This window comes from Nocardia sp. NPDC060255, from assembly GCF_042727395.1.
In the GTDB taxonomy this organism is placed as follows: Bacteria; Actinomycetota; Actinomycetes; order Mycobacteriales; family Mycobacteriaceae; genus Nocardia.
Genome location: NZ_JBHXAU010000001.1, coordinates 1,048,480 through 1,073,332 on the forward strand (window position 1 = coordinate 1,048,480; position 24,853 = coordinate 1,073,332).

The 24,853-nt window shown below is 68.0% G+C and carries 22 protein-coding genes and 1 tRNA gene; 9 read left to right on the forward strand and 14 right to left on the reverse strand.

The window, feature by feature from the left end; translation table 11 throughout:
* Window positions 1–18 precede the first annotated feature (18 nt).
* The 9 genes from atzF to ACFWF1_RS04880 form a co-directional block, all read right to left on the reverse strand.
* Window positions 19–1,785, reverse strand: coding sequence for an allophanate hydrolase (gene atzF / locus ACFWF1_RS04840; RefSeq protein ID WP_379281895.1), 1,767 nt, complete (start codon window positions 1,783–1,785; stop codon window positions 19–21).
* Window positions 1,786–5,373, reverse strand: coding sequence for an urea carboxylase (gene uca, locus ACFWF1_RS04845; protein ID WP_379282314.1), 3,588 nt, complete (start codon window positions 5,371–5,373; stop codon window positions 1,786–1,788).
* An 85-nt stretch (window positions 5,374–5,458) separates the two neighbouring features.
* On the reverse strand, window positions 5,459–6,160 hold the full coding sequence (locus ACFWF1_RS04850) for a GntR family transcriptional regulator (protein WP_379281896.1): 702 nt from the start codon (window positions 6,158–6,160) through the stop codon (window positions 5,459–5,461).
* A gap of 105 nt (window positions 6,161–6,265) precedes the next feature.
* Window positions 6,266–7,393: a Fic family protein gene (locus tag ACFWF1_RS04855; RefSeq protein WP_379281897.1), complete on the reverse strand. Its 1,128-nt coding sequence runs from the start codon at window positions 7,391–7,393 to the stop codon at window positions 6,266–6,268.
* Between the two features lie 504 nt (window positions 7,394–7,897).
* Window positions 7,898–8,401 (reverse strand): GNAT family N-acetyltransferase, encoded by a 504-nt coding sequence (locus ACFWF1_RS04860; RefSeq protein WP_379281898.1) that lies wholly within the window; start codon window positions 8,399–8,401, stop codon window positions 7,898–7,900.
* Between the two features lie 184 nt (window positions 8,402–8,585).
* Window positions 8,586–9,323 carry an SDR family NAD(P)-dependent oxidoreductase gene (locus ACFWF1_RS04865; RefSeq protein WP_379281899.1) on the reverse strand — a complete coding sequence of 246 codons (738 nt, stop codon included), beginning with the start codon at window positions 9,321–9,323 and terminating at the stop codon, window positions 8,586–8,588.
* 202 nt (window positions 9,324–9,525) lie between these two features.
* Window positions 9,526–9,599 (reverse strand) — tRNA-Pro (locus ACFWF1_RS04870).
* A gap of 80 nt (window positions 9,600–9,679) precedes the next feature.
* Window positions 9,680–11,422, reverse strand: coding sequence for a hypothetical protein (locus ACFWF1_RS04875; RefSeq protein ID WP_379281900.1), 1,743 nt, complete (start codon window positions 11,420–11,422; stop codon window positions 9,680–9,682).
* A 38-nt stretch (window positions 11,423–11,460) separates the two neighbouring features.
* On the reverse strand, window positions 11,461–12,423 hold the full coding sequence (locus tag ACFWF1_RS04880) for a metallophosphoesterase (protein ID WP_379281901.1): 963 nt from the start codon (window positions 12,421–12,423) through the stop codon (window positions 11,461–11,463).
* A gap of 158 nt (window positions 12,424–12,581) precedes the next feature.
* Between ACFWF1_RS04880 and ACFWF1_RS04885 the strand changes: the two genes are divergently transcribed.
* Window positions 12,582–13,046 carry a GatB/YqeY domain-containing protein gene (locus ACFWF1_RS04885; RefSeq protein WP_379281902.1) on the forward strand — a complete coding sequence of 155 codons (465 nt, stop codon included), beginning with the start codon at window positions 12,582–12,584 and terminating at the stop codon, window positions 13,044–13,046.
* 54 nt (window positions 13,047–13,100) lie between these two features.
* Here ACFWF1_RS04885 and ACFWF1_RS04890 read toward each other — a convergent pair whose 3' ends face one another.
* Entirely contained in the window at window positions 13,101–15,470 is a 2,370-nt protein-coding gene (locus ACFWF1_RS04890; protein ID WP_379281903.1) for a penicillin-binding protein, read from the reverse strand.
* A 358-nt stretch (window positions 15,471–15,828) separates the two neighbouring features.
* Between ACFWF1_RS04890 and ACFWF1_RS04895 the strand changes: the two genes are divergently transcribed.
* Window positions 15,829–16,152, forward strand: a complete 324-nt coding sequence (locus tag ACFWF1_RS04895) for a WhiB family transcriptional regulator (RefSeq protein ID WP_014981178.1) — start codon at window positions 15,829–15,831, stop codon at window positions 16,150–16,152.
* Window positions 16,153–16,247: 95 nt separating this feature from the next.
* Here ACFWF1_RS04895 and ACFWF1_RS04900 read toward each other — a convergent pair whose 3' ends face one another.
* Both ACFWF1_RS04900 and ACFWF1_RS04905 read right to left on the reverse strand, forming a co-directional pair.
* Complete coding sequence (locus ACFWF1_RS04900) at window positions 16,248–17,378, reverse strand: ArsA family ATPase (RefSeq protein WP_379281904.1); 1,131 nt, start codon at window positions 17,376–17,378, stop codon at window positions 16,248–16,250.
* Window positions 17,379–17,380: 2 nt separating this feature from the next.
* Complete coding sequence (locus ACFWF1_RS04905; RefSeq protein ID WP_379282315.1) at window positions 17,381–18,400, reverse strand: ArsA-related P-loop ATPase; 1,020 nt, start codon at window positions 18,398–18,400, stop codon at window positions 17,381–17,383.
* 269 nt (window positions 18,401–18,669) lie between these two features.
* Between ACFWF1_RS04905 and ACFWF1_RS04910 the strand changes: the two genes are divergently transcribed.
* From ACFWF1_RS04910 to ACFWF1_RS04920, 3 genes are read left to right on the forward strand one after another with little or no spacing between them, the layout of a single operon-like run.
* Window positions 18,670–18,831 carry a DUF4177 domain-containing protein gene (locus ACFWF1_RS04910; RefSeq protein ID WP_150400783.1) on the forward strand — a complete coding sequence of 54 codons (162 nt, stop codon included), beginning with the start codon at window positions 18,670–18,672 and terminating at the stop codon, window positions 18,829–18,831.
* A gap of 11 nt (window positions 18,832–18,842) precedes the next feature.
* Window positions 18,843–19,310, forward strand: coding sequence for a RidA family protein (locus ACFWF1_RS04915; protein ID WP_379281905.1), 468 nt, complete (start codon window positions 18,843–18,845; stop codon window positions 19,308–19,310).
* Window positions 19,311–19,353: 43 nt separating this feature from the next.
* Window positions 19,354–20,145 (forward strand): MBL fold metallo-hydrolase, encoded by a 792-nt coding sequence (locus tag ACFWF1_RS04920; protein ID WP_379281906.1) that lies wholly within the window; start codon window positions 19,354–19,356, stop codon window positions 20,143–20,145.
* An 83-nt stretch (window positions 20,146–20,228) separates the two neighbouring features.
* Here ACFWF1_RS04920 and ACFWF1_RS04925 read toward each other — a convergent pair whose 3' ends face one another.
* Together ACFWF1_RS04925 and ACFWF1_RS04930 are read right to left on the reverse strand one after the other, a co-directional pair.
* The gene (locus ACFWF1_RS04925; protein WP_011206875.1) at window positions 20,229–20,903 is read right to left on the reverse strand and encodes a Crp/Fnr family transcriptional regulator; all 675 of its coding nucleotides are present in this window, start codon (window positions 20,901–20,903) and stop codon (window positions 20,229–20,231) included.
* A 215-nt stretch (window positions 20,904–21,118) separates the two neighbouring features.
* Window positions 21,119–21,346, reverse strand: coding sequence for a hypothetical protein (locus tag ACFWF1_RS04930; RefSeq protein ID WP_014981184.1), 228 nt, complete (start codon window positions 21,344–21,346; stop codon window positions 21,119–21,121).
* Between the two features lie 106 nt (window positions 21,347–21,452).
* On the opposite strand from ACFWF1_RS04930, the gene nth reads away from it, so the two are divergent.
* Genes nth through ACFWF1_RS04950 form a run of 4 tightly spaced genes read left to right on the forward strand, consistent with a single transcriptional unit; the run spans window position 21,453 to window position 24,824 of the window.
* Complete coding sequence (gene nth, locus ACFWF1_RS04935; RefSeq protein WP_379281907.1) at window positions 21,453–22,286, forward strand: endonuclease III; 834 nt, start codon at window positions 21,453–21,455, stop codon at window positions 22,284–22,286.
* A complete protein-coding gene (locus tag ACFWF1_RS04940; RefSeq protein WP_379281908.1) occupies window positions 22,283–22,921 on the forward strand; it encodes a TlpA family protein disulfide reductase in 639 nt (212 codons plus the stop codon). The genes nth and ACFWF1_RS04940 overlap by 4 nt, the downstream gene beginning before the upstream one ends.
* Window positions 22,918–23,634, forward strand: a complete 717-nt coding sequence (locus ACFWF1_RS04945) for an NUDIX hydrolase (RefSeq protein WP_379281909.1) — start codon at window positions 22,918–22,920, stop codon at window positions 23,632–23,634. Before ACFWF1_RS04940 ends, ACFWF1_RS04945 begins: the two co-directional genes overlap by 4 nt.
* Window positions 23,631–24,824, forward strand: coding sequence for a MarP family serine protease (locus tag ACFWF1_RS04950; protein WP_379281910.1), 1,194 nt, complete (start codon window positions 23,631–23,633; stop codon window positions 24,822–24,824). The genes ACFWF1_RS04945 and ACFWF1_RS04950 overlap by 4 nt, the downstream gene beginning before the upstream one ends.
* The last annotated feature ends 29 nt before the right edge of the window (window positions 24,825–24,853 follow it).

Sequence of the window (24,853 nt, forward strand, 5' to 3'; positions counted from 1 at the left end):
TGTGCCACTCACGGCGCGCTATGCGCGCTGTTCGAGGTAGGACTTCCAGCCGCCGAAGGTGGTGATGTCGGTGGCTGCGCTCGCGGCGTCGTAGGTGCAGGCGAAGCCGATTACCGAACGGCCGCCGGACAATTCGATGCTGGTCAGTGCCATGGGGGCGGGCAGGGCGGCGAGGAAGCTGCCGAGCCCGGCCTCGGCGACGCGGAAGAGCTCGCCGAGGATGGGGGCGCCGAGGCCGTCGCCGTGGCGGACGAGTCCCGGCTTGGGCGGAGTGGTGTCCAGGGCGGTCAGGCGATAGGCGTCGGTGGTGTGGATTTCTCCGGCGAAGCGGGCGCCGATCTGTTCGAGCTGCCAGTGCAGCGGCTGGCCGCGCAGGTGCGCGCCGAAAACGGCGAGTTCGACGCCGCGTTCGACCAGCAGCGGGGTGGTTTCGGCACCGAGCATGCGGGCGGCGAGATCGACGGCGACCTGGTCGGCGAAGGCGGGCGTCACCAGCATGACGCCGAAAGGTGCACCGTCGGCGGTGGATTCACCGGGGAACGCGATCGACGCCAGGTCGAGCAGGTTGCAGAAGTTGGTGTAGGTGCCCAAACGCCTGTTGATCCCGATCGGGTCCGCTTGTACCGCAGCGATACTCGGGTGTTCGGTGGTCGTCGGCAGCAGCAGTGCGTCGAAGCCGTCGAGCAGTTCGGCGGCGGACGCACGGGCGCGCGCCAAGGTGTCGAGATCGGCGGCGAACGCGGGACCCGTTGTGCGGCCCGCTGATTCGATGATCGCGGCGACCGTGGGGTCGGCACCGGCGGGCGCTGTTTCCAGGAAGGCGCCGACCGCCGCATAGCGTTCGGCGACGATCGCGCCGTCGTAGAGCAGCAGTGCCGCGTCGAGCAGGCCGGAGATGTCGACCTCCTCGAGCTTCGCGCCGGAATCCGCGACGACGGCGGCGGTGCGCGCGAACGCATCCCGATACGGCCCGCTCAACGCGGTCAGGTCCGCGGCGCGCGGGATCGCGATGCGCGGCGCCAGCGGGGCGGCCAGCAGGACATCGGCGGGCCACCTGCGACTGCGCGGATCCCGCGATTCGGGTCCCGACATCACTGCGGCCGTCGTCACCGCACCGGCGAGGTCCGCGGCGAACACGGTGACCGCGTCGTAGTCCGCGCACGCGGGCACGACACCGTGCGCCGGGATGACACCCAAAGTGGCCTTGATGCCGACGATTCCGTGCAGCGCCGCCGGAACGCGACCAGAACCCGCTGTGTCGGTACCGATTCCGATGTCGGCGATGCCGAGCGCCACCGCCGCCGCCGACCCCGAGCTGGAACCACCGGAAATGAGCGTGGGATCGTGCGCATTCCGCACGGCGCCGTACGGGCTGCGCGTGCCGACCAGTCCCGTGGCGAACTGGTCGAGGTTGGTCTTGCCGAGCACGATCGCGCCCGCCGCGACCAGCCGCTCGACCGCGGCCGCGGTCACCTCGGCGGTATAGGCGAATTCGGGGCAGCCCGCGGTCGTCGGCAACCCGGCGACGTCGATGTTGTCTTTGACCGCCACCAGTACACCGGCCAGCGCGAGCGAAGCACCGTCGGCGAGCCGCCGCTCGACCGCCGCGGCGTCGGCGGCGACCTCGTGCTCCGGGCGCAGGGTGATCCACACCTCGGGCCGATCCACCTCGGCGATCCGCCGATACGCGGCGGTCACCCGCTCGGTGGGTAATGCGCTGTTGCCTGAGGGGACGGCAGCCGGCGAAGCCGGCGGGGTGGGTGAATACGGCTGGCCGGCGGTCATTCAGTCGACTCCGATCACTGCTAGTGGGGTTCCCGGTTCTACTTTGGCACCTGGCGTGGCAAGTAACTTCAAAACCGTGCCGGCGCCCGGGCTGTGCACCGGCAGTTCAAGTTTCATCGCCTCCAATACGGCGATAGGCGTGCCTGCCGTGAGTCGTTGTCCCGCTTCGACTTCGATCCGCCAGACATTGCCGATCATCGGCGCGGTCACCACCGTCGCGCCGGGTGGCATGCCCACGAGCGGGTCGTCGACGGGTTCGGCGGCAGGTGCGGTCGCGGTGGGACGGTCGAATTCGCCCGCCGCGCGCCAGGCGGCCTTCTCCGCCTCGAACGCCGCCGCCTGCTTCGACTCGAACGCGGCGATGGAGTCGGCCTCCGCGCTGAGCATGCGCAGGTGGTCGGCCAGCGCGAAGGTGCCGTCGCTGACCTCCGCGTCGAACCGGCCCGCCGCGGCGGCCGCGCGATGTTCCAGGAGTTGTTCGGCGCTCACCGGTTCCCAGGCGATGCGGTCGAAGAACCGGAACAGCCAGGGGGTGCCCGGCTCGAACGGCGCGGACTGGCGGTAGCTGGACCAGATCGGCACGGTCCGTCCGATCAGCTGATAGCCGCCGGGCGAGGCCATGCCGTACACGCACAGGTACTTGCCGCCGATGCCGACCGCGTCCGACGGTGTCCAGGTGCGGGCCGGATTGTATTTGGTGGTCACCAGGCGGTGTCGTGGATCGAGCGGAACCGCCAGCGGCGCACCGAGATACACGTCGCCCAGGCCGAGCACGAGGTACTCGGCGTCGAACACGGTGGCGCGTACGTCGTCGACGCTGTCGAGTCCGTTGATGCGGCGGATGAATTCGGTGTTCGACGGCAGCCACGGCGCGGAGTCGCGAACGCCACTGCGGTATCTATCGATCGCTTCGGCGATGGACGGGTCGTCGAACGACAGCGGCAGCCGGATGGTGCGGCTCGGCACCACCAGGTCGGTGGTCGCGGGCAGCGCGAGTTCGAGCTCGTGCAGCGTGCCGAGCAGCCGATATTGCGGCAGCACTGCGGGATCGAAGTGGATGTGCAGCGACCGGACGCCGGGGGTGACATCGAGGATGCCGGGCAAGCCGGTGCTCGCCAGTGCCTCGGCGAGCGCGTGCACCCGCATGCGCAGGCCCAGATCCAGCACCATATCGCCGTATTCGACCAGGATGTTGTCGTCGCCGCCGCGCAGATAGGCGACCCGTGGTCGATCGCCGTCGCCGTCGAGGGCGCCGAGGATTCCTCGATCACGCAGTGCGGCAAGGGGATTCGGGGCGATATCGTGCGCGCGGGCGGTGTTCGATTCGCGCAGCGTGATCGCCTCGTCGTCGGTGACCGGCACGAAGCGGAGCGTGTCGCCGGGCCGTAGTTGGCCGAGCTTCCAGCGGTGTGCCGAGACGACGGTCAGCGGGCAGGCGAAGCCGCCCAGGCTCGGGCCGTCCGGGCCGAGCAGGATCGGGGTGTCGCCGGAGACGTTCAAGGTGCCGACGCTGTACGGGTTGTCGTGCAGGTTGGACGGATGCAGCCCGGCGTCGCCGCCGTCGGTGCGCGACCAGGTCGGTTTGGGTCCGTCGAGGCGGATACCGGTGCGATTGGCGTGGCTGCCGACTTGCCAAGGGTGCGTGTAGAACTGGGTCATGTCGGCGTCGGTGAAGTAGGCCGGGGAGGTCTGTGGCCCTTCGCCGACGGCGAGCTGCCAGTCGTGCGTGAAGTCGGGGCGCTCGCGCGGCGGCACCTCGGCCGGGGTGCCGAGAGTGTGCTCGGCGGTCGGTGCGATGCCCAGAACATCGCCTGCGACAACGGCTTTGCCGGTGACGCCGCCGAAGCCGCCGAGGGTGAAGGTGGCGGCGCTGCCGTGATAGAGCGGTGCGTCGATGCCGCCGCGGACCGCCAGATAGGTGCGCAGGCCGCAATCGGCCGGTGCGCCGATATCCAGCACCGAACCGGCCGGCACGGTGATCGGCTGCCACATCGGCGCCGGTTGTCCGTCGACCGTGACCGGAGTGGGTGCGCCGGTCACACACACCACCGCGGCGTCGGAGAAGCGCAGCTGCGGGCCGTGCAATGTGCATTCCAGCGCGGGCACGCCGACCGGATTGCCGACGGCGGTGTTGGCGAGGGTGAAGGAGAGATCGTCCATCGGACCGGACGGCGGAATACCTACCTGCCACAGGCCGATTCGGCCCGGATAGTCCTGCACGGTCGTCATGGTGCCGCCGCGCAGGACATCGATGCGACGGCCGACCGGGCGGATATCGGCGAGCGTGGTCGTCACGTGCTTCGCGGCCAGCACCCGCGGATCGCGGGCCGCCTGGCGCAGTTGGGGCAGGTTGGTCTGCACGCCGTAGATGCGCGAGCCGGCGAGTGCACCGGTGAGACGGGCGAAGGCCTGATCGCGACTGTCGCCGACCGCGATGACCTTGGCCAGCAGCGGGTCGTAATACGGACTCACCTCGGTGCCGGTGCCCACCCAGGTGTCGACGCGGATGCCGGTCTCGGGCGCGGACGTCTCGGCGCTGGCCTCGACCGGAAACCTGGCGGCCGTGATCAACCCGGCGCTCGGCCGGTAGTCGTGGCCCGGATCTTCCGCGTAGACCCGGGCTTCCACGGCCCAGCCGGTGATCGGCGGACCGCTCTCCGGCTGTTCGTCCACCATCGAGGTGTCGCCACCGGCCAGGCGCAGCATCCAGGCGACCAAGTCGACGCCGGTCACCGCCTCCGTCACCGGATGTTCCACCTGCAGACGGGTATTCATCTCCAGGAACGACGCGGCGCCGTGTTCGGCGTCGTAGACGAACTCCACCGTTCCGGCCGAGCGGTAGCCGACCGATCTCGCCAGTTCCCTTGATGCCGAGAGCAATTGGTCCGTCAGCGCCGGGCTGAGGCCGGGTGCGGGCGCTTCCTCCAGCACCTTCTGATTACGTCGCTGTAGCGAACAATCCCTGGTGCCGAGGCTGACCACCCGGCCGTGGCCGTCGCCGAACAACTGCACCTCGACGTGCCTGGCCCGCGCGACGAAGCGTTCCAGGAAGACGCCGGTCGAGGCGAAGTTCGTCGCCGCGAGGCGCTGTACGCGCTGGTAGGCGGCGCGTAGCTGGTCGGCGTCGAAGCAAGCCTGCATGCCGATGCCGCCACCGCCGCCGACCGCCTTGAGCATCACCGGGTAACCGATCCGATCGGCTTCGGCGGCCGCGTGGTCGGCCGAGTCGAGCAGTCCGCTGCCCGGAATGAGCGGAACGCCCACGGCGCGCGCCGCTTCCCGGGCGGTGTGCTTATCGCCGAAGACACGCAGCTGGTCCGGGGTCGGGCCGACGAATCGCACACCGGACGCGGCCACTGTCGTAGCGAAATCGGCGTTCTCCGAAAGGAATCCGTAACCGGGATGGATAGCGCCCGCGCCGGTTGCCAACGCCGCCTCGATCACCCGATCCGCGCGGAGATAGGACTCGGCTGCCGGGCCCGGCCCCAAGCGCACCGCGACATCGGCCATTTCGACATGGGCCGCGCCAGTGTCGGCATCGGAGTAGACGGCGATCGTCTTCAGGCCGAGTGCCTGCGCGGATCGCATGATCCGGCAGGCGATCTCGCCACGATTAGCGACCAGCACCGTATCGAATTCCAGCCTCACGAGCTTCTCCCTATTCAGTTGAGGGTTATTCGGCGGCCATCGCGGCGATGGCCCGGGTGACTCGTTCGAGCACCACGTCGAGCGATTCGCCGATATGGGTGTGCAGCAGCCGGTAGGCGAGGGAAAGATCTTCGGCCAGTACGGCATCCAGGATGCCGAGGTGCTCGGCGATGGTGGTCTCGATGCGGTTGTTGACCATGAAGTCGTACATCCGGACGTGCCGGATCCGCGAGTTCACCGCCTTCAACGCCCGCACCATTTCGGCATTACCCGCCGCGGTCAGCAAGGTGACGTGGAATTCCTCGTCGCGCACTACGAATCCCGGCTCCTGCACCGGCGGATCGGCCCGCAACGCCAGCCAGGCGTCGCGCTCGACCTCCAGCAACGCCCGATCGTGCGTCACCGCAGCATTGGTCATCGCCCGCTGTATCCCGCCGAGCTCCACCGTGATTCGCAGCTCGTACAGGTCGCGGATCAACGGAATACTCGGCCGCACCGGACTGAACCCGAATTCCTCACGCTGCAGCAGCCCGTCGGAACACAGCACCGTCAACGCTTCCCGGATCGGCGTCCGCGAAATCCCGAACCGCGCCGACAACTTCGGCTCGGTGAGCCGTTCCCCGAACTTGATGTCCCCATTCATCAACTCGCTGCGCAGCGCCGCATACACCACGTCCCGCAGCGGTCGCCCCGCCGCATCTTCCAGTGTGGCCACCCGTGTCGACATGCCTGTATACGCTATGGAGCTCGCGTTTCAGCAATGTGACAACAGGTTAGCAAGGCGTAAGGGTCTGCTCACCGCCCCCCAATTTCGCCGCCGGGCCGCCCCGGTTCACGGCTTCACCAATTCAGCCCGGAGCCCGGGATACGGATCAACGATGTGCCGCGGCACCTCCACGCGAAGCACGGATCGGAGCTCCGCAAGTTGCGCACCCGCCACATAGTGGCGGCCTCGCGTCTCGCCACGCGCCGCGAGCAAGCCGAGGTCGGTCAGTGCCTTGAGGTCGCGGGAGGCAGTTCGTTCATCGATCTGGGCACGAGTGAGGTATCCGTGTCGGCGGATGCGGAATCCGATCAGGGCGTCGTACAGGATGTCGGCGGCCCGTTCGGGCAACTTGTGCGCACCGACGAGGTCATCGAGGTGCGTCCAGGCGCGCTCGGTGCGCCGCATCCGGCCCTCGACGGTCTGCGCCTGGATATCGTGCGCACGCAGGTTGAACTTCAACCACAGCCCGGCGTCGCGCTCGGGTGACCAGGAGCCCGCCCCGGTGATCGCCAGGATGCGGTAGTAGTCATCGGTATTGACGCCGAGCCACTCCTCGATGCTGCAGAAGGTCGGCTCGGCGACGCCACGGGATACGACCAGGGTCTGGATCGCTCGCGCCATTCGCCCATTGCCGTCGCGAAAGGGATGGATCATCACCAGGTTCAGGTGCGCCATGGCTCCGGCCACGATCGGGTCGGTATCTGACTCGAGCGCGCCGGCGAGCTCGGCCATCAATCCGGGGACCAGCGCCGTGCCTGGACCTTCGTAGACGGTGGTGTCTTCGCGCACGTAGATCGGGCCGGTGCGATATTGGCCGGGACTCTTCGTGAGGTCGTGGCCGAGCAGCATGAAATGCAGTGCCCTGATGGTGGATTCGTCGACCGGTGCCGCGGTCTGTGCCACCGTCAGCACGTAGCCGAGGGCCTGCCGGTAACCGCGAATTTCGGCGAAGGTCTGCTCATCGGCGGTGAGCGCTTCTTCGTAGTCGACCGCGGCGGCCGCGTCATCGGTTTCCACCCGATAGCCCTCGATGCTGTTCGAGCCGCGGATGGCGCGGGCCATGAGATTGCGGCGCAGCAGCCCCGGCCAGCGTTTGGGCACCCGCATGGCCGACGCGAGGCCGGCGCGCCGCCGGTAGATGCCCGCCAGTACGTCCTGGTCGGTGGAGTCGAGCTCGGGTGTCGCATACAGCACTGGTCGCCTTCCGATGTCCTGATGTCTCTAATCTTAGGACAAAATTAGAGTTATGGCTCTAAAATAGAGACATCGAGACATGGCGACCTGCGGAAATGTGGAGCGGTCAGGTTCGCTGCGAGGGGTGGGGACGGTTGTGGATGGTTTGCCGGACCGCCGACGGCCACGCCGCCGATGCTCCTAGCGGGCCCAGAGTTGCGGAAATCGAGGCTCGGACCGATGGGAGGCGGCGAAATGGACCGGGAGGGATGGGGATAGGCGGAGCTGTGGGTGGATCGTGTTGTCGGCCAACGCCCTTGGTTAAAGGGCGAAATGGGCGCACACTTTTAGTGGCAGCAGTTCGCGGCGGGATGGGAGGCCGATGATCGGAAATCGCTGCGGTACAACCCTGTAGGTGGGGACCGTGCTGCGAGGACATCGAGAGGGACTGTGCTCGAACAGGTTCGGTGGTTGGTGATGCGGGGCCACCGTAGTTGGGTGGCGGGCGGATGGGCGAGTTCTCCGTCAGGCGTTGGCGAGTTTGTACTCGAGCACATCGCGCGGTTCACCGGCACCGAAGTAGCGTTCCTCGTAGCCGGTCCAGGCGAAGCCGATGCGGCGATAGAGGTTATATGCCGACTGGTTGGTCGGGCGGACGGTGATGCGCACACTGCGCATCGCGCGCTGCCTGCATAGGTTGATCGCCTCTTGGAGCAGGGTCGAACCGTAACCGCGACCGCAACTGCGCTCGCTGACCGCGAGGCTGAGCAGCCAGCCGCGTCGATCCGGAGTGAGCGCGACCAGGACATGGCCGAGGACGATGCCGTCGACCTCCACGATCAGCCAGTTGGCGCCGTGCAGGTCGAAGAGCTGGCGCAAAACGAAGTACGGGTAGGCCTGGTCGCCGAAGCGCTCGGCCTCGATCGCGGCGACATCGACGAGATCGGAAAGCTCGGCACTCCGATACACGGGCGACGGTGACGCCGTCGCGCTGCCCACTGTGCTCCCTTGCGCGGTAACACGAGTCATAAAACACAGCGTAAGCGTTTGCTCGGTCGGTCGAGGCGAACCCGGTGTGCACGATCCGGATCGAGATCGTTCAAGCGGAGTCATGCGGTCCCGCTGAGCAGTTCGGTGAACGGTGTACCCGAATCGGCCCTGCTGTCCGCGTTGCCCGCGCTTCACCGGCGGTTTGCCTGCGTAGTGGTCGTTTTCAGGCGGTACCGCCGTCGATCCGAATGTGTTCGGCCGTCACGGCTTCGGCGTCGTCGCTTACCAGCAAGGCCACCGCCTGAGTGATCTCGGTTGAAGCTTTGATTCGATCTAGGAAATTCGTTCCCATAACGTAACTCGGTTGGTGCTCGGCCTTTTCCGCGCTGTCCGCCTTCGGATCGGCCGTGCCCGGGCTGACCGCGTTGACCGCGATGCGCCGGGGCGCGAAATCCGTGGCAAGCGCGCGGGTGAACTCCGCGATGGCACCGACCGCGGCGTTGTCGACCGCATTGCCGGGCGCAGTGGAACCTCCGACGGTGATGATGCGGCCACCGTCGGACAGGTGGGCCGCGGCAAGTTGGATGCCGTAGAAAACGGCCTTGGCCGGAACCGCGAAACCGAGGTCGAACTCCTCCTCGGAAATCTCCGCCAGCGGTGCCTCGAGCGCCGCCGCCGTGGTCTGCACCAGCACGTCCCAGTGCCCGCACTCGTCCAGCAGGGCTTGGACCAGTTCCTCGTATTCGGCTCGATCGCCGATATCGGCGGCGAGGGCCAGCGCCGACCCGCCCGCGTCGGTGATCTCCTTGACCGCGTCGGCGGCCGATTCCGGTGCGTGCGGATGCTGGATCACCACCTGCGCCCCCTGCTCGGCCAGTGTCTTGGCGATGGACTTGCCGATCCCGGTGTCGGCGCCGGTGATCAGGGCCGTCTTTCCGGTCAGCGGGCCGGTCTTGTTCATGGCCTTGCCTTTCCGTACGCGCCGCTGGTGCGCAGCAGAGCAAGTATGCATTCCGCATCGGCCCAAAATCGACCACTCCGCGACACCGTTCGGCCGGCTCGAGGCGATCGCGTGCCGCTGTCTCGCTGCGCATAGGGCTCCGGAAACGGGTCTGCCCCCTGCCGGTGAGGGCAGGGGGCAGACCGTTCGTCTCAACCACGAGTCGGGGTGACAGGATTTGAACCTGCGACCTCTTCGTCCCGAACGAAGCGCGCTACCAAGCTGCGCCACACCCCGTGAATCGAACCTGGACTACCTTACAACAAGGACGGTGTAGACGTTAAACCGCCAGGTCAGGGAGGTATTCCAGGGGGTGGTCAGGCGTCGTGCGGGCGGATGCTGGTGAAGATGCGCTTGGCGGTGTCGGCGTCGAGCGCGTGCGGGACGCCGGTGTCGGCGGCGATCACCATCACGAAGCTGCCGTTTTCGGTGGGGAAGGCGGCGGTGTAGACGGAGTACGCGGTGGCACAGCCGGGCTTGGCCTGGGTGACAGTGCCCTTGGTCTCCACGAACATGCCCTTTTGCGTCCCGTCCAGCGATTCGAGCGGGACGGGCGGGGCCGGGTGGGCGTCGGCGGAGGCGGTGTAGGCGAGTTTGGCTGTTCGGGTGCCGAGATCGGTTGCGGCGGTACCGGAATCAGCGTCCTTGGAGCCGGTCAGGAACGACGCGGTGCGGGTCGATCCGGGGCAGTAGCCCTTGCCGTCACTGGCGTAGCCCTTGCCCGCCACCGCGTTCGGCGGCTCACCGTACCCGCCGATGGCGGTCTCCGGCGCGATCGTCCAGCCCGGCGGCACGTCGTAGGCCGCGCCGCGATCGGGCGCGACCACGACCTGGTAACCGGGGACCACCGGATTCTCGTGGCGGCTCGAGCTGGTCGGGGTCGGCGGCGCGGTGGTGGTCTTCGACGGTGTCGGTTGCGCGCCCCCGCTGGTGGTGAGCGCGCTCACCATGGAGGGCGAATTGCGTTGCGAGTCGGCGTTGTTCGATCCGCGCTTGGCCAGCGTCACCGCGGTCACCGCGCCCGCGGCGACCAGCAGCACCACCAACCCGATCAGCAGTACGGCTTTTCCGCGTCCGCTCGGCGGCGGCCCGCTCGCGCCGTGGCCGGGCGGCAGCTGCTGTGGCGGCCCGCCGAACCCGCTCTGTGGCGCGTACGCGCCGGCCACCGGCTGACCGTACTGCGGCGCGGCATAGGTGGGCGCCGGGGCCGCAGACTGCCATTGCGGCGCGGGATCGGGCTGGCCTAGTCGAGTGGCGTTGGGATAGCCGAGCAGGGTCGGCGCGGCTTCGCCGGGCGCGTTGGGGCTCGGTTCCGGGGTGCCGAGGCTCGGCTGCCAGAGGCCGGCCGGCTCACCCGTACCGCGCGGCTGTGGCTGTGCCAGCAGGGTCGGGTCGGCCTGCCCTGGTGCCTGCCACTGTGCGGGCGCCTGACCGCCGGATACGGGCTGTGCCATGAGGGTTGGGTCGGATCGGCCAGCGGTAGGAGCCTGCCACTGCTGAGGCTGGCTGCTGCCGCCGGGCTGCCACTGTGCGTCGGGTGCGGAACCGCCACTGCTGGGCTGCCACTGCGAGTTCGGCCCTGGGGCTGACCCGCCCGGCTGCCACTGTGCGTTCGGTGCGGGAGTCTGCCACTGTGCGTTCGGTGCCGGAGCTGACCCGCCGTTACTCGGCTGCCACTGCGGGTTTGCCGCGGGAGCCGATCCCGGCTGCCACTGCGCGGGCTGGCCTTGTCCGCTGGGACTCGGCTGCCATTGGTAGTTCGGTTCCGACTGCCGCTGCACCGTGGGATCGGCCCCGGCGCCCGGCGCGTTCGCCCCCTGCTGCCACTGGACGGTCGGATCCGGCTGCCCGGTCCCGCCCGCCTGCGGCGGCCACGGCACCTGCTCGTGGAAACCCGAATCCCGCTTCCATGGCCGCGCGGGTGCGGCCTGCTCGCCGGTGTCGTCCGCCGACGCCGGGTCGAATTGGTCTGCGCCGTACGACTGTTGCTGATTGGGGTGCGCCGCACCGGGCTGGCCCAGGGCGGTCGGGTCGTTGCGCCGGTCGTCGAATCCACTCACAGTTGTCCCCTGCCTGACACACGTCTCGGCACGCGACCTTAGCGGGCGACGGCCTCCGAGGTGGACACGCCCTGGCCGCTATCGGCGGACGGCCGCTTCGGCGGCGCGGCGACCAGCGTCAACAGGGTCGCCTCCGGCCGGCAGCAGAAGCGGTACGGCGCCCACGGCGAGGTACCGACGCCCGCGGAGACGTGCAGCTGGGTGTGCTCGCCCCACTTGGACGCACCCTTGACCCGGGACCGGTCGATGCCGCAGTTGGTGACGAGTGCGCCGTATCCGGGCAGGCACAGTTGACCGCCGTGCGTGTGCCCGGCCATCACCAGGTTGTAGCCGTCCTCGGCGAAGCGATCGAGCACCCGCGGCTCGGGGGAGTGGGTGAGGCCGATGCGCAAGTCGGCCAATGGGTTCGGCGGGCCCGCGATGGTGTCGTAGCGGTCGCGGTGCAGGTGCGGGTCATCGACGCCCGCGGTGGCGATCCGGATGCCTGCGACCTCGAGGTCGCGGCGGATGTGCGTCAGATCGAGCCAGCCGCGCTCGGTGAAGGCCGCGCGCAGGTCCTTCCACGGCAGCGGGGCGCCGTAGACCCGCCGGTGGTCCTTCTTGAAGTACTTCATCGGGTTCTTCGGCACCGGCGCGAAGTAGTCGTTGCTCCCGAAAACGAAAAGCCCCGGGCGGGAAAGCAATCCGCCGAGGGCCTGGACTACCGCGGGTACCGACTTCTGGTGCGAGAGGTTGTCACCGGTGTTGATGACCAGGTCCGGCTCCAGCCGATCCAGTTCACGCAGCCACTGCTGCTTACGCTGCTGGCCGGGAGTCATGTGCAGATCACTGATGTGTAGCACCCGCAGCGACGACGATCCCGGCGCAAGGACCGGCATCGTGGCCTCCCGCAGAACGAAGGCGTTGCGTTCGACCAACGAGGCGTAGCCGATTCCGGCCACGGCCGCCCCGGCGGCTCCCAACGCGGTCGTGCGGACAGCAGAGGTCGAGATTACGGGCATTTGCCCAGCATAGGTGACCCCGTTGCGGAACGCCGAGTGTGTTTACGCACAAGGGCTTGCGTAAAGGCCATGGACCACCCCCTAAAACAGCGCCGCAATTCGTCGCAGCTGCGCAAATGTGGTGGGCGGGTTGCGAAGGACCGGCTACCGTGAGCCTCATGTCGGAACTCAAAGCGCAACTGCGGACGGACATGACCGCCGCGATGAAAGCCAAGGACACGCTGCGTCTTGCCACGTTGCGGATGCTGCTCGCCGCCATTCAGACGGCCGAGACCGCAGGCTCCGAGGCGCGCGAACTCTCCGATGCCGACGTGATCGTGGTGCTGCAGAAAGAGGCGAAGAAGCGCAGCGAGTCGGCCGAGATCTACACCCAGAACGGGCGTGGAGAACTGGCCGCCAACGAGCACGCCGAGGCGCGGATCATCGATGAATACCTGCCGACCCAGCTGAGCGAGGCGGAGGTCGCCGACGTCGCCGACACCGCGATCGCGCAGGTTGCCGAGGAACTCGGCGAGCGGCCGGGCATGCGCCAGATGGGCCAGGTCATGAAGGTCGCCACCGCGCTGGCGGAGGGCAAGGCCGATGGATCCCGGCTTTCGGCCGCAGTGAAATCCCGACTCTGACTAACGCACGCTACGCAAAGGGCCGCGAACCCAATAGGTTCGCGGCCCTTGTTGTCAGCGGGGGATGGGGATCGGAATCGGGATGGGCGGCAACAGCGGTGGCGGTGGCAGCCCCGGGATTCCCGGCGGGCCCGGTGGCGGTCCCGGCGGCGGCGCGGCCCGCTGGGTGCCGTCGCTGATGTAGAGCGTGATCACCGAACCGGGAATCGCCGACCCGTTCGGCGATGTCCCCATCACGGTGCCCTTGGCCTGGGCGCCCGGACCGGTCACCGGCGTCACCTGGAAGCCCGCACCGACCAGCGTCGCGGTCGCCTGGCCCTGGGTCTGCCCTGCCACGTCGGGCACCTGCGCGTTGTTCGACCCGCGGACGTATTTGTCGTCCAGCGGCGGCAGGCCAGGCGGCGGGAAGCGGTTGAGCACCGGCTTGATGGAGTTGAACCAGGTCCGCGCGGGTTCGTTACCGCCGAACAGGTTTCCGTCGCCGCAGTTGCGCAGCGGGAACGAGCAGATCTCGCCGGGCGTCGGGCTGTCGCCGTAGACGTAGGTGGCGGCGGCCAGCGAGTTGGTGAACCCGACGAAGGCCGACGAGCGGTGGCTCTCGGTGGTGCCGGTCTTGCCGGACAGCGGTGCGTTCCAGCCCGCTGACTGCGCGGCGCCCGCCGCGGTGCCGCTGACGTCGTCCTTGCTCATCGCGTTGGCCAGGGTGTTCGCCAGGCCGGGCTCGATGACCTGCTCGCAGGCCTGCTGGGTGAGCGGCACCTGCTTGCCCGACCGGTCGACGACCTCCTTGATCGGGTTCGGCGGGCACCATTTGCCGCCGGAGCCCAGGGTCGCGGCGACATTGGACAGCTCGAGCGGGTTGATCGCGACCGGGCCGAGGGTGAACGAACCGAGGTTCTGTTCCTTCATCATGTCGGCGAGGCTCTGGTTGCCGTGGCCCGAACTGCCCGCCTCGGTGTAGGAGCGCATGCCGAGCCGGACCGCCATGTCGACGGTCGGCGTGACGCCGACGGCCTGAATGAGCTTGACGAACGCGGTGTTCGGCGAGGTCGCCAGCGCCTCGGTCACCGACATCGGCGACTTGTACTTGCCCGCGTTCTCGACGCAGTAGGTGGCCGGCGGGCAGCCGCGCGCACCACCGTTACCCATCCCCTTGGCCTCGAACCGGGTCGGCACGTCGAGTTGGGCGTTGATGCCGAGGCCCTTCTCCATCGCCGCGGCGGTGGTGAAGATCTTGAAGATCGAGCCCGCGCCGTCGCCGACCATCGAATACGGCTGTGGCTGCACGGTTTCGTTCGCGTCCCGGTTCAGGCCGTAGGTGCGGCTGCTCGCCATCGCGAGCAGCGGATGCGAGTCCTGGCCCGGCGCGACGACGGACATCACCTGCGCGATGTTGTCGAGGTTCGGATTGGCCGCGTCGGTCACCGAGCGCTTCACCGAGTCCTGCACGGCCGGGTCGAGGGTCGTCTTGATCAGGTAGCCGCCCTTGTCGATCTGCTCGCGGCTGATGCCCGCGTTGGCCAGGTACTGAATGGCGTAGTCGCAGAAGAAGCCGCGATCGTTGGCGGCGATGCAGCCGCGCGGCAGGCCCTTCGGCTCGGGCAGCACGCCGAGCGGCTTGGTCTTGGCCTCGCGGAACTCGTCGGCCCGACTGGGGATGTTCTGGATCATCGTGTCCAGCACCGTGTTGCGCCGGGCCAGCACGCCCTCGGTGTTGGTGTAAGGGTTCAGCTTCGAGGAGCTCTGCACCATGCCCGCCAGCATCGCCGCCTGCGACACGTTCAGGTCGGAGGCGTCGACGCCGAAGTAGGTCTGCGCCGCGTCCTGGATGCCGTAGGAGGAGTTGCCGAACGGGACCAGGTTCAGATACCTGGTGAGGATCTCGTCCTTGGTCAGCTGCCGGTCCAGGGTGAGCGCCATCCGGATCTCCCGGATCTTGCGCGCGGGGGTCGTCTCGATGGCGGCCCGGCGTTCGGCGTCGGTCTTGGCGACGACGAGCAGCTGGAAGTTCTTCACATACTGCTGGTCGAGCGTCGACGCGCCCTGCTGGACCTCGCCACTGCTGGTGTTGGTCAGGAACGCGCGCAACGTGCCCTGCCAGTCCACACCCTCGTGTTCGGCGAAGCGCCGGTCCTCGATGGAGACGATCGCCAGCTTCATGTCGTTGGAGATCTTGTCGCTGGGAACCTCGAAGCGGCGTTGCTCGTAGAGCCAGGCGATCGGTGTTCCACTCGCGTCGACCATGGTCGAGACGGCGGGCGCGGTGCCCTCCACCAGTTCCGAGGACACGTTGTCGACGGCGTCGGCGGCTCGGTTCGAGACGAATCCGAAGCCACCTGCGAGCGGGAACATCAACCCGGCGACGAGCACGGCGGCCAGCGCGCAGCTGCCGGCCAGCCTCGCGAGCGTTTGTGTGATCGGCACGAACCCCAGCCTACGGGGTGGGGTCCGGGCGCTCTTCCGTGCGTTTACCCGAAGGCGATTCGCACGGGCGATTGGGCGTGTCGCGAGGGCGAGTCTGGCGTGTCGCGGGACGGCGCGCCGCGAATGTGCCGGACCTGCCGCCGCTCGCGGCATTTTGCAGGGACGGACGTACCAAAAATTCCGGGGCCGGTCTTGCGCTGGGCCATACCTTTACCTAGATTGAGAACCCAGTGTGATAGAGCTAACACTCAAAGTGGAATGTGGTGCAGAGCGCAGCGGGGTTTGGGTTGCTGCGACGCTGACACGCGATTCTGGAGCGCCGTTGACCCGGTGTTCGGACTGCAAAGGGGCACACCAAATGCACATGACAACCCCCATCGCTCGATTGGACGTGGAGCAGGCCGAAGCAAGGATTGCCTGGGTAGCCCAGGCCCGATGCAAGGAAGTGGATCCCGATCAGTTGTTCGTCCGCGGCGCTGCACAGCGCAAAGCCGCGACGATCTGCAGGCACTGCCCGGTGCTGATGCAGTGTGGTGCCGACGCCCTCGACAATCGAGTGGAGTTCGGTGTGTGGGGCGGTATGACCGAGCGGCAGCGTCGCGCGCTGCTCAAGCAGCATCCCGAGGTGACCTCCTGGGCCGATTTCTTCCAGGCCCAGCGCCAGCATCAGGTGGCAATGTAGCCCCGGTAGCCATTCGGAACTGAGCCTGCTGACGCGGGCTCAGTTCCGTTTAAAGCGCAATTACTTCCGTTTGCAATAGCCGATGCGTCTATGTATCAAGCAGATGCTCGGTTACCGGTCAGTTGATCACCGACCACTCGCAGCGCCTCCAGATCCGACACCTCGAACGGCAACGCGGTCACCGACACGATCGGTACCCGCGGATGCGCGCCGGTAAACCGGTGCAGCAGATGCTGTTCGCGCTTGTCGGTGGCGACCCGCCTGGCATGGATGCGCAGCACGGCCGCGGTGAGCGGATCGCCATCGGCCAACTGCTCGGCCGCGGTCAACGCGTGATCGCCGGACAGTGAGCTGAGCGCCGGATGCGTTCGGTTGAGGATCAATCCGGCCAACGGCATCCGCTCGGTGGAGAGCCGGTCGACGAAGAACGACGCCTCGCGCAACGCGTCCGGCTCCGCGGCGGCAACCACCAGGAAGTGGGTGCCCGGCTTGGACAGCATCGCGTAGGTGCGGTCCGCCCGATCCTGGAAGCCGCCGAACAGCGAATCCAGCGACTGCAGGAAGTTCGACGCATCCTTGAGCATCTGCCCGCCGACGATGGTGGAGACCCCGCGCACCGCAAGGCTCATCGCGCCGGTGACCAGCCGGGTGACGCCGCGACCCGGCGCCATGATCACCCGGATCATCCTGCCGTTCAAGAAGTTTCCGAGCCGCTTCGGTGCGTCGAGGAAGTCCAGCGCGTTGCGCGACGGCGGAGTGTCGACCACGATCAGGTCCCACTCCTTGCGCCCGGCCAGCTGACCGAGCTTCTCCATCGCCATGTACTCCTGCGTCCCGCCGAACGAGGAGGCGACGGTTTGATAGAAGGGGTTGGCGAAGATCTGCTCGGCCTTGTCCGGGCTGGTGTGCTCGAGCACCATGTCGTCGAAGGTGCGCCGCATGTTCAGCATCATCGCGTGCAACTCGCCCTTGGCTTCCGGGCCGAGCGGCACCCGCTGCGGGGTGTTGCCGAGATCGGCGACGCCGAGTGACTGGGCCAGCCGGCGGGCCGGGTCGATGGTGAGCACGACCACCTTTCGTCCCTGCTCCGCCGCGCGCAACGCGATCGCGGCCGCAGTGGTCGTCTTGCCGACCCCGCCGGAGCCGCAGCAGACCACCACCTTCGCGGTCCGATCATTGATGATGTCCGAAATATCCAGCGGCGCAGCCGTAATCGGCGTACTCATGACTATCGGACCCCTTGCGTACTGAGATGTTCGGCCAGTTCATAGAGGCCGCCGAGGTCCATGCCTTCCGGCAGGGCGGGCAGGTAGAGACGAGACACGTCGACCTTGGCGAGCTCGGCGGCGCTGTCGTCCTGCGCCTGCAAAGTAGCCGCGTGCTCGATGGTTTCGGTGATCAGGCCCTGGAAGTCGTTATCCGACAAGGTGATTCCCGCAGTAGCCAATCCGGCCCGGACGGCGTCGGTGTCGACGTCGCCCTGCGCGGCCTTGGCGCGCAGCTCGGACGGCAGCTGGCCCTCGGTGGCCCGGTTCACGATCACCGTGCCGATGCGCAGATCCGCCGCTTTCAATTCCGCGACGGCGTCGGCGGTCTCCTGTACCGGCAGCGCCTCGAGCAGGGTGACCAGATGGATCATCGTCTGGTCCGAGTGCAGCAGCTTGGACACGCCCTCGGCCTGCGAGGCGATCGGCCCGCCCTTGGCCACCTCCAGCATGGCCTGGGTGACGTCGAGGAAGCCGGCGATCCGGCCGGTCGGCGGAGCGTCCACCACGATCTCGTCGTAGACCCGCTTGCCCGACTTGTCCACCCGGACCGCGGTCTCCTTGATCTTGCCGGTCAGGATGACGTCACGCAGACCAGGCGCGATGGTGGTGACGAACTCGATGGCGCCCATCCGGCGCATCGCCCGGCCCGCGAAGCCGAGGTTGTAGAACATGTCCAGGTATTCGAGGAACGCGTGCTCGATGTCGAGCGCGAGCGCGACCACCTCGCCGCCACCGTCGGCGGTGGCGATCCTGGTCTCGGTGGGCGGCAGCGGCGGCAGGTCGAACAGCTGCGCAATGGACTGCCTGCTCTCCACCTCCACCAACAGCACCCGGCGCCCGCCCGCGGCCAACGCCAAGGCGAGGGCCGCGGCCACCGTGGACTTGCCCGTGCCGCCCTTCCCGGAGACATAGTGCAAGCGGGCCTTTTCCGCGCGCTTCGGCCACCCTGTTTCCAGTCCCGGCTCCGCCGAAAGAGGCACTGCTGTTGGTACTCCCACGCTCGCGAGCCTATAACCCGTTCTGAGATCCCGCCCGAGGGATCCGCCTAGTGCCTGGTCCAGGGCGTGTGTCTGTACCAGACAGCAGCCCGGTTGCGCCCTGGGCAACACGAGAGGTTCGCCCTGTGCCGCCGGTGAATCCGACGGCGGTGTGCAGGTTCCGAGCGGCGCGAGATCTACTGCGAATCAGACAGCGTCGCGAACATGCGGTGCCGCAGCGTCACCTATTCCACACCGCTACGCTCAGCGGCATGAGTGAAGCGACCGTATGGGAGTACGCGACCGTGCCGCTGTTGACGCACGCGACCAAGCAGATTCTCGATCAGTGGGGCGCCGACGGTTGGGAACTGGTTTCCGTGCTGCCGGGGCCGACCGGCGAGCAGCACGTCGCCTACCTCAAGCGCCCGAAGTAAGGAGTAAGGGGATGACTTCAGTGACTGAGTGGGAGAACAACCTAGCCAAGCTCGGCGTGACGCTGCCTCCGGTCGTGGCGCCCGTGGCTGCCTACATCCCGGCGATCCGCACCGGTTCGCTGGTCTACACCTCCGGTCAGCTGCCGATGGCGGATGGTCAGCTGACGGTGGCGGGCAAGGTCGGCGCCGAGGTGAGCACCGAGCAGGCGAAGGAAGCCGCGCAGCTGTGCGCGCTCAACGCGCTGGCCGCGGTGCACGATCTGGTCGGGCTCGACGCCGTGGTGCGCGTCGTGAAGGTGGTCGGATTCGTCGCTTCCGCACCGGGATACAACGATCAGCCGATCGTGATCAACGGCGCGTCGGAATTCCTCGGCGAGGTCTTCGGTGACGCGGGCGTGCATGCGCGTTCCGCGGTGGGCGTGTCGGAATTGCCGAAGAACACCCCGGTCGAAGTTGAGATCATCGTCGAGGTGCGTTAACACATAAGTCCCGGACTGGGATTCGATCGACTGGGGTACATCGATGACGCTGACTCATCCCGCGTACGGACAACTACGGCAGGTCACCCCGACGGCGGCGGTGCTGCTGGCGGACAACCCGGGCCAGATGACGCTGCAGGGCACCAACACCTGGATCCTGCGCGCACCGGGCCGATCGGATTGTGTGGTGGTCGATCCCGGTCCGAAGGACAAGGCGCACGGCGCCAAGATCGCCGAGGTCACCGGGGGCGATATCGCGCTCACGCTGATCACCCATCGGCATCACGATCACACCGGTGGCATTGATCACCTCGTCAAGCTGACCGGAACTCCGGTGCGCGCCAAGGAAACCGAGTTCCTGCGCGGTTCGGACGCACCGCTGGTCGACGGCGAGGTGATCGAGGCCGCCGGGTTGCGGATCACCGTGGTTGCCACGCCGGGGCACACCGGTGATTCGACGAGTTTCCTGCTCGACGACGCGGTGCTGACCGGCGACACGATTCTCGGCAGCGGCACCACCGTGCTCGATGCGAGCGACGGCACCCTGGCCGACTATCTGGCCTCGCTGGACCGGCTGGTCGAGATCGGGGCGGGCAAGGCACTGCTGCCCGCGCACGGCCCGGACCATCCCGATCTGGCGCCGGTGGCCCGGTACTACATCACGCATCGGCAGGAACGCCTCGATCAGGTGCGCGAGGCCCTGCGGGTGCTCGGCCCGAACGCGGGCGCGATGGCGGTGGTCCGGCGTGTTTACGCCGATGTCGACAAACGACTGTGGCTGGCCGCACGCAGTTCGGTGCAGGCGCAGCTGGAATACCTGCGCGCCGAGGGCTAGCCCGGACTTGCTCCGAACACGACAACACGCTGGGTTCTAGGAGCTAGGAACCCAGCGTGTTGTTCGGTCAGGTCGGTAGCGGGTCAGCGCGCGCGGCGGGCCAGCCGCTCCGAGTCGGAGATGAGCACGCTCTTGCCCTCCAGTCGCAGCCAACCGCGGTGCGCGAAGTCGGCAAGCGCCTTGTTCACGGTCTCGCGGGAGGCGCCGACCAGCTGGGCGATCTCCTCCTGGGTCAGGTCGTGGGTGACCCGCAGCGCACCGGCCTCCTGGGTGCCGAACCGCTGTGCGAGCTGCAGCAGCGCCTTGGCGACCCGGCCGGGGACGTCGGTGAAGATGAGGTCGGCCAGGTTGTTGTTGGTACGACGCAGGCGACGGGCGAGCACGCGGAGCAATTGCTCGGCGATCTCGGGTCGCTGATCGATCCAGGACTTCAGCGCGTCCCGGTCCATGGTGACGGCGCGGACCTCGGTCACCGTGGTCGCGGTGGAGGTGCGCGGGCCCGGATCGAAGATCGACAGCTCGCCGAACATGTCCGACGGGCCCATGATGGTCAACAGGTTCTCCCGGCCGTCCGGTGATCTGCGGCCGATCTTCACCTTGCCCGAGGTGATGATGTAGAGCCGATCTCCTGGCTCACCCTCGTTGAAGATGACATGGCCGCGCGGAAAATCCACCGGCTGCAATTGCTTGGCGAGGGCGGCCACCGCAGTGGGCTCGACGCCCTGGAAGATGCCTGCTCTGGCGAGGGCCTCGTCCACTTATGTGCTCCTTATGGGAAATGGCTCTGTACTGGACCGAAAGCGACTCGGCCAACAGCGCAGTCTACGCGGCATGATGACAGCGTAGTGACAGACACCACGTAACGTGTGGATTGCGTGGCGCAGCGAAGAACCGTACCAGTTTCTGATCTTGGCATTCGCGGGCACCCGGGTGGTTGCCCCAGCTCCAGCCGCCAGGTCTGTCGCCGCGCGCGTCAGCTCGCCCGTGCCACATCCAGCTCTTCGCCGCGGGCGCGGCGCTTACGCATCCGGGCTACGGCGGCGGGCAGGCCGAGCCTCGTCAGCTCTTTCACTTCTGCGTTGCTTGCTTTGTCCAGGTACTGCTGAACCTCTTCGTCGGGTTCGAGAAGTTTGCGGAGCCGGTTCTCGACCCGCTCCATACCCAGTGCGAACAGCATCAACAGCACTGGGAAGAGCACCACAGCGAGTCCTTGCATACGGAGGAGTAAACACGGTCTAGGTCTCAGATGGAACACGGCAACCGAACTGGACGGGCAACGTTCGCCGATGGTTCCGTATGGTGGACAGGTGCGTGTCACCCCCTCCACAGCCGCCGGGAACGGGCGTGCGTCCGCCCCCGAGGCGACCGATGCGCAACCCGGCCCGGTCGCCGCTCCGAAACGGAAATCCCGCGCGCGACAGGCGGAAACTCAGCTCGGACTAGTCCGCCGGGCGCGCCGGATGAATCGGACATTGGCCGACGCTTTCCCGGACGCGCATTGTGAGCTGGACTTCACGAATCCACTTGAATTGGCGGTCGCGACAATACTTTCCGCGCAGTCCACCGATGTGCGGGTGAATCTCACCACCCCCGCCCTGTTCGCCAAGTACCCGGACGCGCGCGCCTACGCCGAGGCCAACCGTGCCGAGCTGGAGGAATACATCCACTCGACCGGTTTCTTCCGCAACAAGGCCAGCTCGCTGATCGGCCTCGGTCAGGCGCTGCTCGAGCACCACGACGGTGAATTGCCTCACACCATGGACGAACTGGTGAAGTTGCCCGGGATCGGCCGCAAGACCGCCAACGTCATTCTCGGCAACGCGTTCGGCGTGCCCGGCATCACCGTCGACACCCATTTCGGCCGCCTGGTGCGGCGCTGGGGCTGGACCACCGAGGAAGACCCGGTGAAGGTCGAGCACATCATCGGCGAGCTCATCGAGCGCAAAGACTGGACGATGCTGTCGCACCGGGTGATCTTCCACGGCCGCCGGGTGTGCCATGCCAAGAAGCCGGCCTGCGGGGTGTGCGTGCTGGCCAAGGACTGCCCGTCGTTCGGGGCCGGGCCCACCGACCCGGACACCGCCGCCGAGCTGGTGAAGGGTCCGGAGCGGGAGCACCTGCTCGAGCTGGTGGGCCGGTGAGACAATTCCCGGTCGCCTGGCGATGGGCGCTGGCGGGATTGATCGCTGTGGTCGCACTGGCGGCCGCTCTGTGGCCACGAGGACGGGACACCGACAGCACGGCGGACAACGGGCAGCAGGCGCGCCCGAGCGCCGGGATATCCGAGCAGCAACGCGGCGCGGCGAACCTCGCGGCCTGCCCGCGACCCGCCCCCGGCACCGCCGGTGCGGGCCCGCTGGCCGGCATCCCGGTCAGCTGCCTGGCCGACGGTGGCGCGGTCGACCTGGCCGCCGCACTCGCGGGTAAGCCTGCGCTGCTGAACCTCTGGGCCTACTGGTGCGGACCGTGTGCGCAAGAATTGCCGTATTTGCAGCAGTTCGCCCAACGCGCCGGAAACGCGATTACCGTGCTGACCGTGCACAGCGACCCCGATGAGGCCAAGGCGATTTCACGACTGACCGGACTGAACGTGAAACTCCCCGGCGTGCTCGACGCCGGCGCGCGCGTGCGCACGGCCGTCGGCGCGCCCGCCGTGCTGCCGATCTCGGTGCTGCTGCGGCCCGACGGTTCGGTCGCGCGGGTCGAGGTCCGCGCGTTCACCGGGGTGGACGACATCGCGAGCACCGTCGCGCAGGAGCTCGGGGTGGCCGCATGACCATCCCTGTGCCGCAAGACATTCCGAAGTGGCTGAGCAAGGCCATCGAGCCTGCGACGGACACCTCGGACACCCTCACGATCGCACGCACGCTGCGTCGCGCCATGTCCATCACGTCGACGCCGCGGCAGGCGGCGGTGCTGGTGCTGTTCGGTGGCGCACCGGAGGCCGACACCGACGGGCTCGGCGGCCTGCCCGCCGATGCGGAGGTGCTGCTCACCCAGCGCGCCGCCACCTTGCGGCAGCATCGCGGCCAGATCGCGTTCCCCGGCGGCGCGGTGGACCCGGGTGACACCGGGCCGATCGATACCGCGTTGCGTGAGGCGTGCGAGGAGACGGGGCTGGACCGGGCCGGCGTGGAACCCCTTGCGGTGCTGCCGAAGTTGTTCGTGCCGCCGTCACGTTTCGATGTGACGCCGGTGATCGCCTACTGGCGTACTCCCGGCGACGTCGGGGTGGTGGACGAGAGCGAGACCGAACGGGTGGTGCGCGTGCCGCTGGCCGACCTGCTCGATCCGGCGAACCGCTTCCTGGTCCGCAGCAGCCTCGGCTACCAGAGCCCCGCGTTCCAGGTGGACGGCATGCTGGTCTGGGGTCTGACCGGCGGCATCCTCGCAGGCATCTTCAAAGCCGCAGGGTGGGAACCGGATTGGAACCACCGGGATGTGCGTGACCTAGAGGCCGCCCTTGCCGACGTGGGAATGACCTTATGAGTACCTCGGCCTGGCTCGATATCGCGGTGGTGCTGCTCGCGCTGCTGGCCGCCTCCTCGGGGTGGCGGCAGGGCGCGGTCGCGTCCGCCCTCGCGTTCCTCGGCGTCGTCCTCGGTGCGGTCGCGGGCATCCTGATCGCGCCGCACATCTTGATCCATGTCGACGAGGGCCGGACCAGGGTGCTCACCGGCGTGCTGCTGATCGTGCTGCTGGTGATCGTCGGCGAGGTCGCGGGCATGGTGCTCGGCCGCGCCGCACGCGGCGGCATGCGACATCCGTTCACCCGCAGTGTGGACAGCGTGGTCGGCGCGGTGCTGCAGGCGGTGGCGGTGCTGGTCACCGCGTGGCTGCTCGCGTTGCCGCTGGCCACCTCGTCGCAGCCGTCGATCGCCACCGCGATCAACGGTTCCCGGGTGCTCACCGACGTCAACGATGTCGCGCCGAACTGGTTGCGCCGCTTGCCCAACGAGTTCTCCAAGCTGCTCAACACCTCCGGCCTGCCGGACGTGATCGGCCCGTTCGGCCGCGCCCCCATCGCGGCCGTCGAACCGCCGGACCCGAGCGTGCTGTCCAGCCCGGTCGCCGCGTCGCTGCAGGGCAGCGTGCTGCGCATCCGCGGCGTCGCACCGAGTTGCCAACGCGCGCTGGAGGGTTCGGGTTTCGTGATCGCGCCCGAACGCATCATGACCAACGCGCACGTGGTCGCGGGCACCACCAGCGTGCAGGTGGACACCGTGCGCGGCCCGCTGGACGCGAGCGTGGTGCTGTTCGACCCGTCCAAGGACGTCGCGGTGCTCGCGGTACCCGGGCTCACCGCCCCGGTGGTGCCGCAGGCGCCGACCGCCGCGCGGCCCGGCGACAGCGCCATCGTGCTCGGCTACCCCGGCGGTGGCCCGTACACGGCCAGCGCGGCCCGCGTCCGGGAGACGCTGGACCTCACCGGTCCGACGATCTACCGCGACGGCACGGTGGAGCGCGAGGTCTACACCGTCCGCGGCCGCGTCCGCGCGGGCAATTCCGGTGGGCCACTGGTGGATACCGACGGCGAGGTACTCGGCGTGGTCTTCGGCGCCGCCGTAACCGACGACGACACCGGCTACGTCCTCACCTTGTCCGAGGTCCGAGCGCAACTCGACGCCGCATCCGGCTCCACCGTCCCGGTAGGCACCGGCGCCTGCGTCCTGAGCTGACCCCCACCGACCGAAGGCGCCCTTCAGCC

Bases quoted from the DNA above. Each gene is read 5' to 3' on its own strand.
- atzF (WP_379281895.1), bottom strand. From the start codon at position 1,785: ATGACCGCCGGCCAGCCGTATTCACCCACCCCGCCGGCTTCGCCGGCT.
- uca (WP_379282314.1), bottom strand. From the start codon at position 5,373: ATGCGATCCGCGCAGGCACTCGGCCTGAAGACGATCGCCGTCTACTCC.
- ACFWF1_RS04850 (WP_379281896.1), bottom strand. From the start codon at position 6,160: ATGTCGACACGGGTGGCCACACTGGAAGATGCGGCGGGGCGACCGCTG.
- ACFWF1_RS04860 (WP_379281898.1), bottom strand. From the start codon at position 8,401: ATGACTCGTGTTACCGCGCAAGGGAGCACAGTGGGCAGCGCGACGGCG.
- ACFWF1_RS04865 (WP_379281899.1), bottom strand. From the start codon at position 9,323: ATGAACAAGACCGGCCCGCTGACCGGAAAGACGGCCCTGATCACCGGC.
- ACFWF1_RS04880 (WP_379281901.1), bottom strand. From the start codon at position 12,423: ATGCCCGTAATCTCGACCTCTGCTGTCCGCACGACCGCGTTGGGAGCC.
- ACFWF1_RS04885 (WP_379281902.1), top strand. From the start codon at position 12,582: ATGTCGGAACTCAAAGCGCAACTGCGGACGGACATGACCGCCGCGATG.
- ACFWF1_RS04895 (WP_014981178.1), top strand. From the start codon at position 15,829: ATGCACATGACAACCCCCATCGCTCGATTGGACGTGGAGCAGGCCGAA.
- ACFWF1_RS04900 (WP_379281904.1), bottom strand. From the start codon at position 17,378: ATGAGTACGCCGATTACGGCTGCGCCGCTGGATATTTCGGACATCATC.
- ACFWF1_RS04910 (WP_150400783.1), top strand. From the start codon at position 18,670: ATGAGTGAAGCGACCGTATGGGAGTACGCGACCGTGCCGCTGTTGACG.
- ACFWF1_RS04915 (WP_379281905.1), top strand. From the start codon at position 18,843: ATGACTTCAGTGACTGAGTGGGAGAACAACCTAGCCAAGCTCGGCGTG.
- ACFWF1_RS04920 (WP_379281906.1), top strand. From the start codon at position 19,354: ATGACGCTGACTCATCCCGCGTACGGACAACTACGGCAGGTCACCCCG.
- ACFWF1_RS04945 (WP_379281909.1), top strand. From the start codon at position 22,918: ATGACCATCCCTGTGCCGCAAGACATTCCGAAGTGGCTGAGCAAGGCC.
- ACFWF1_RS04950 (WP_379281910.1), top strand. From the start codon at position 23,631: ATGAGTACCTCGGCCTGGCTCGATATCGCGGTGGTGCTGCTCGCGCTG.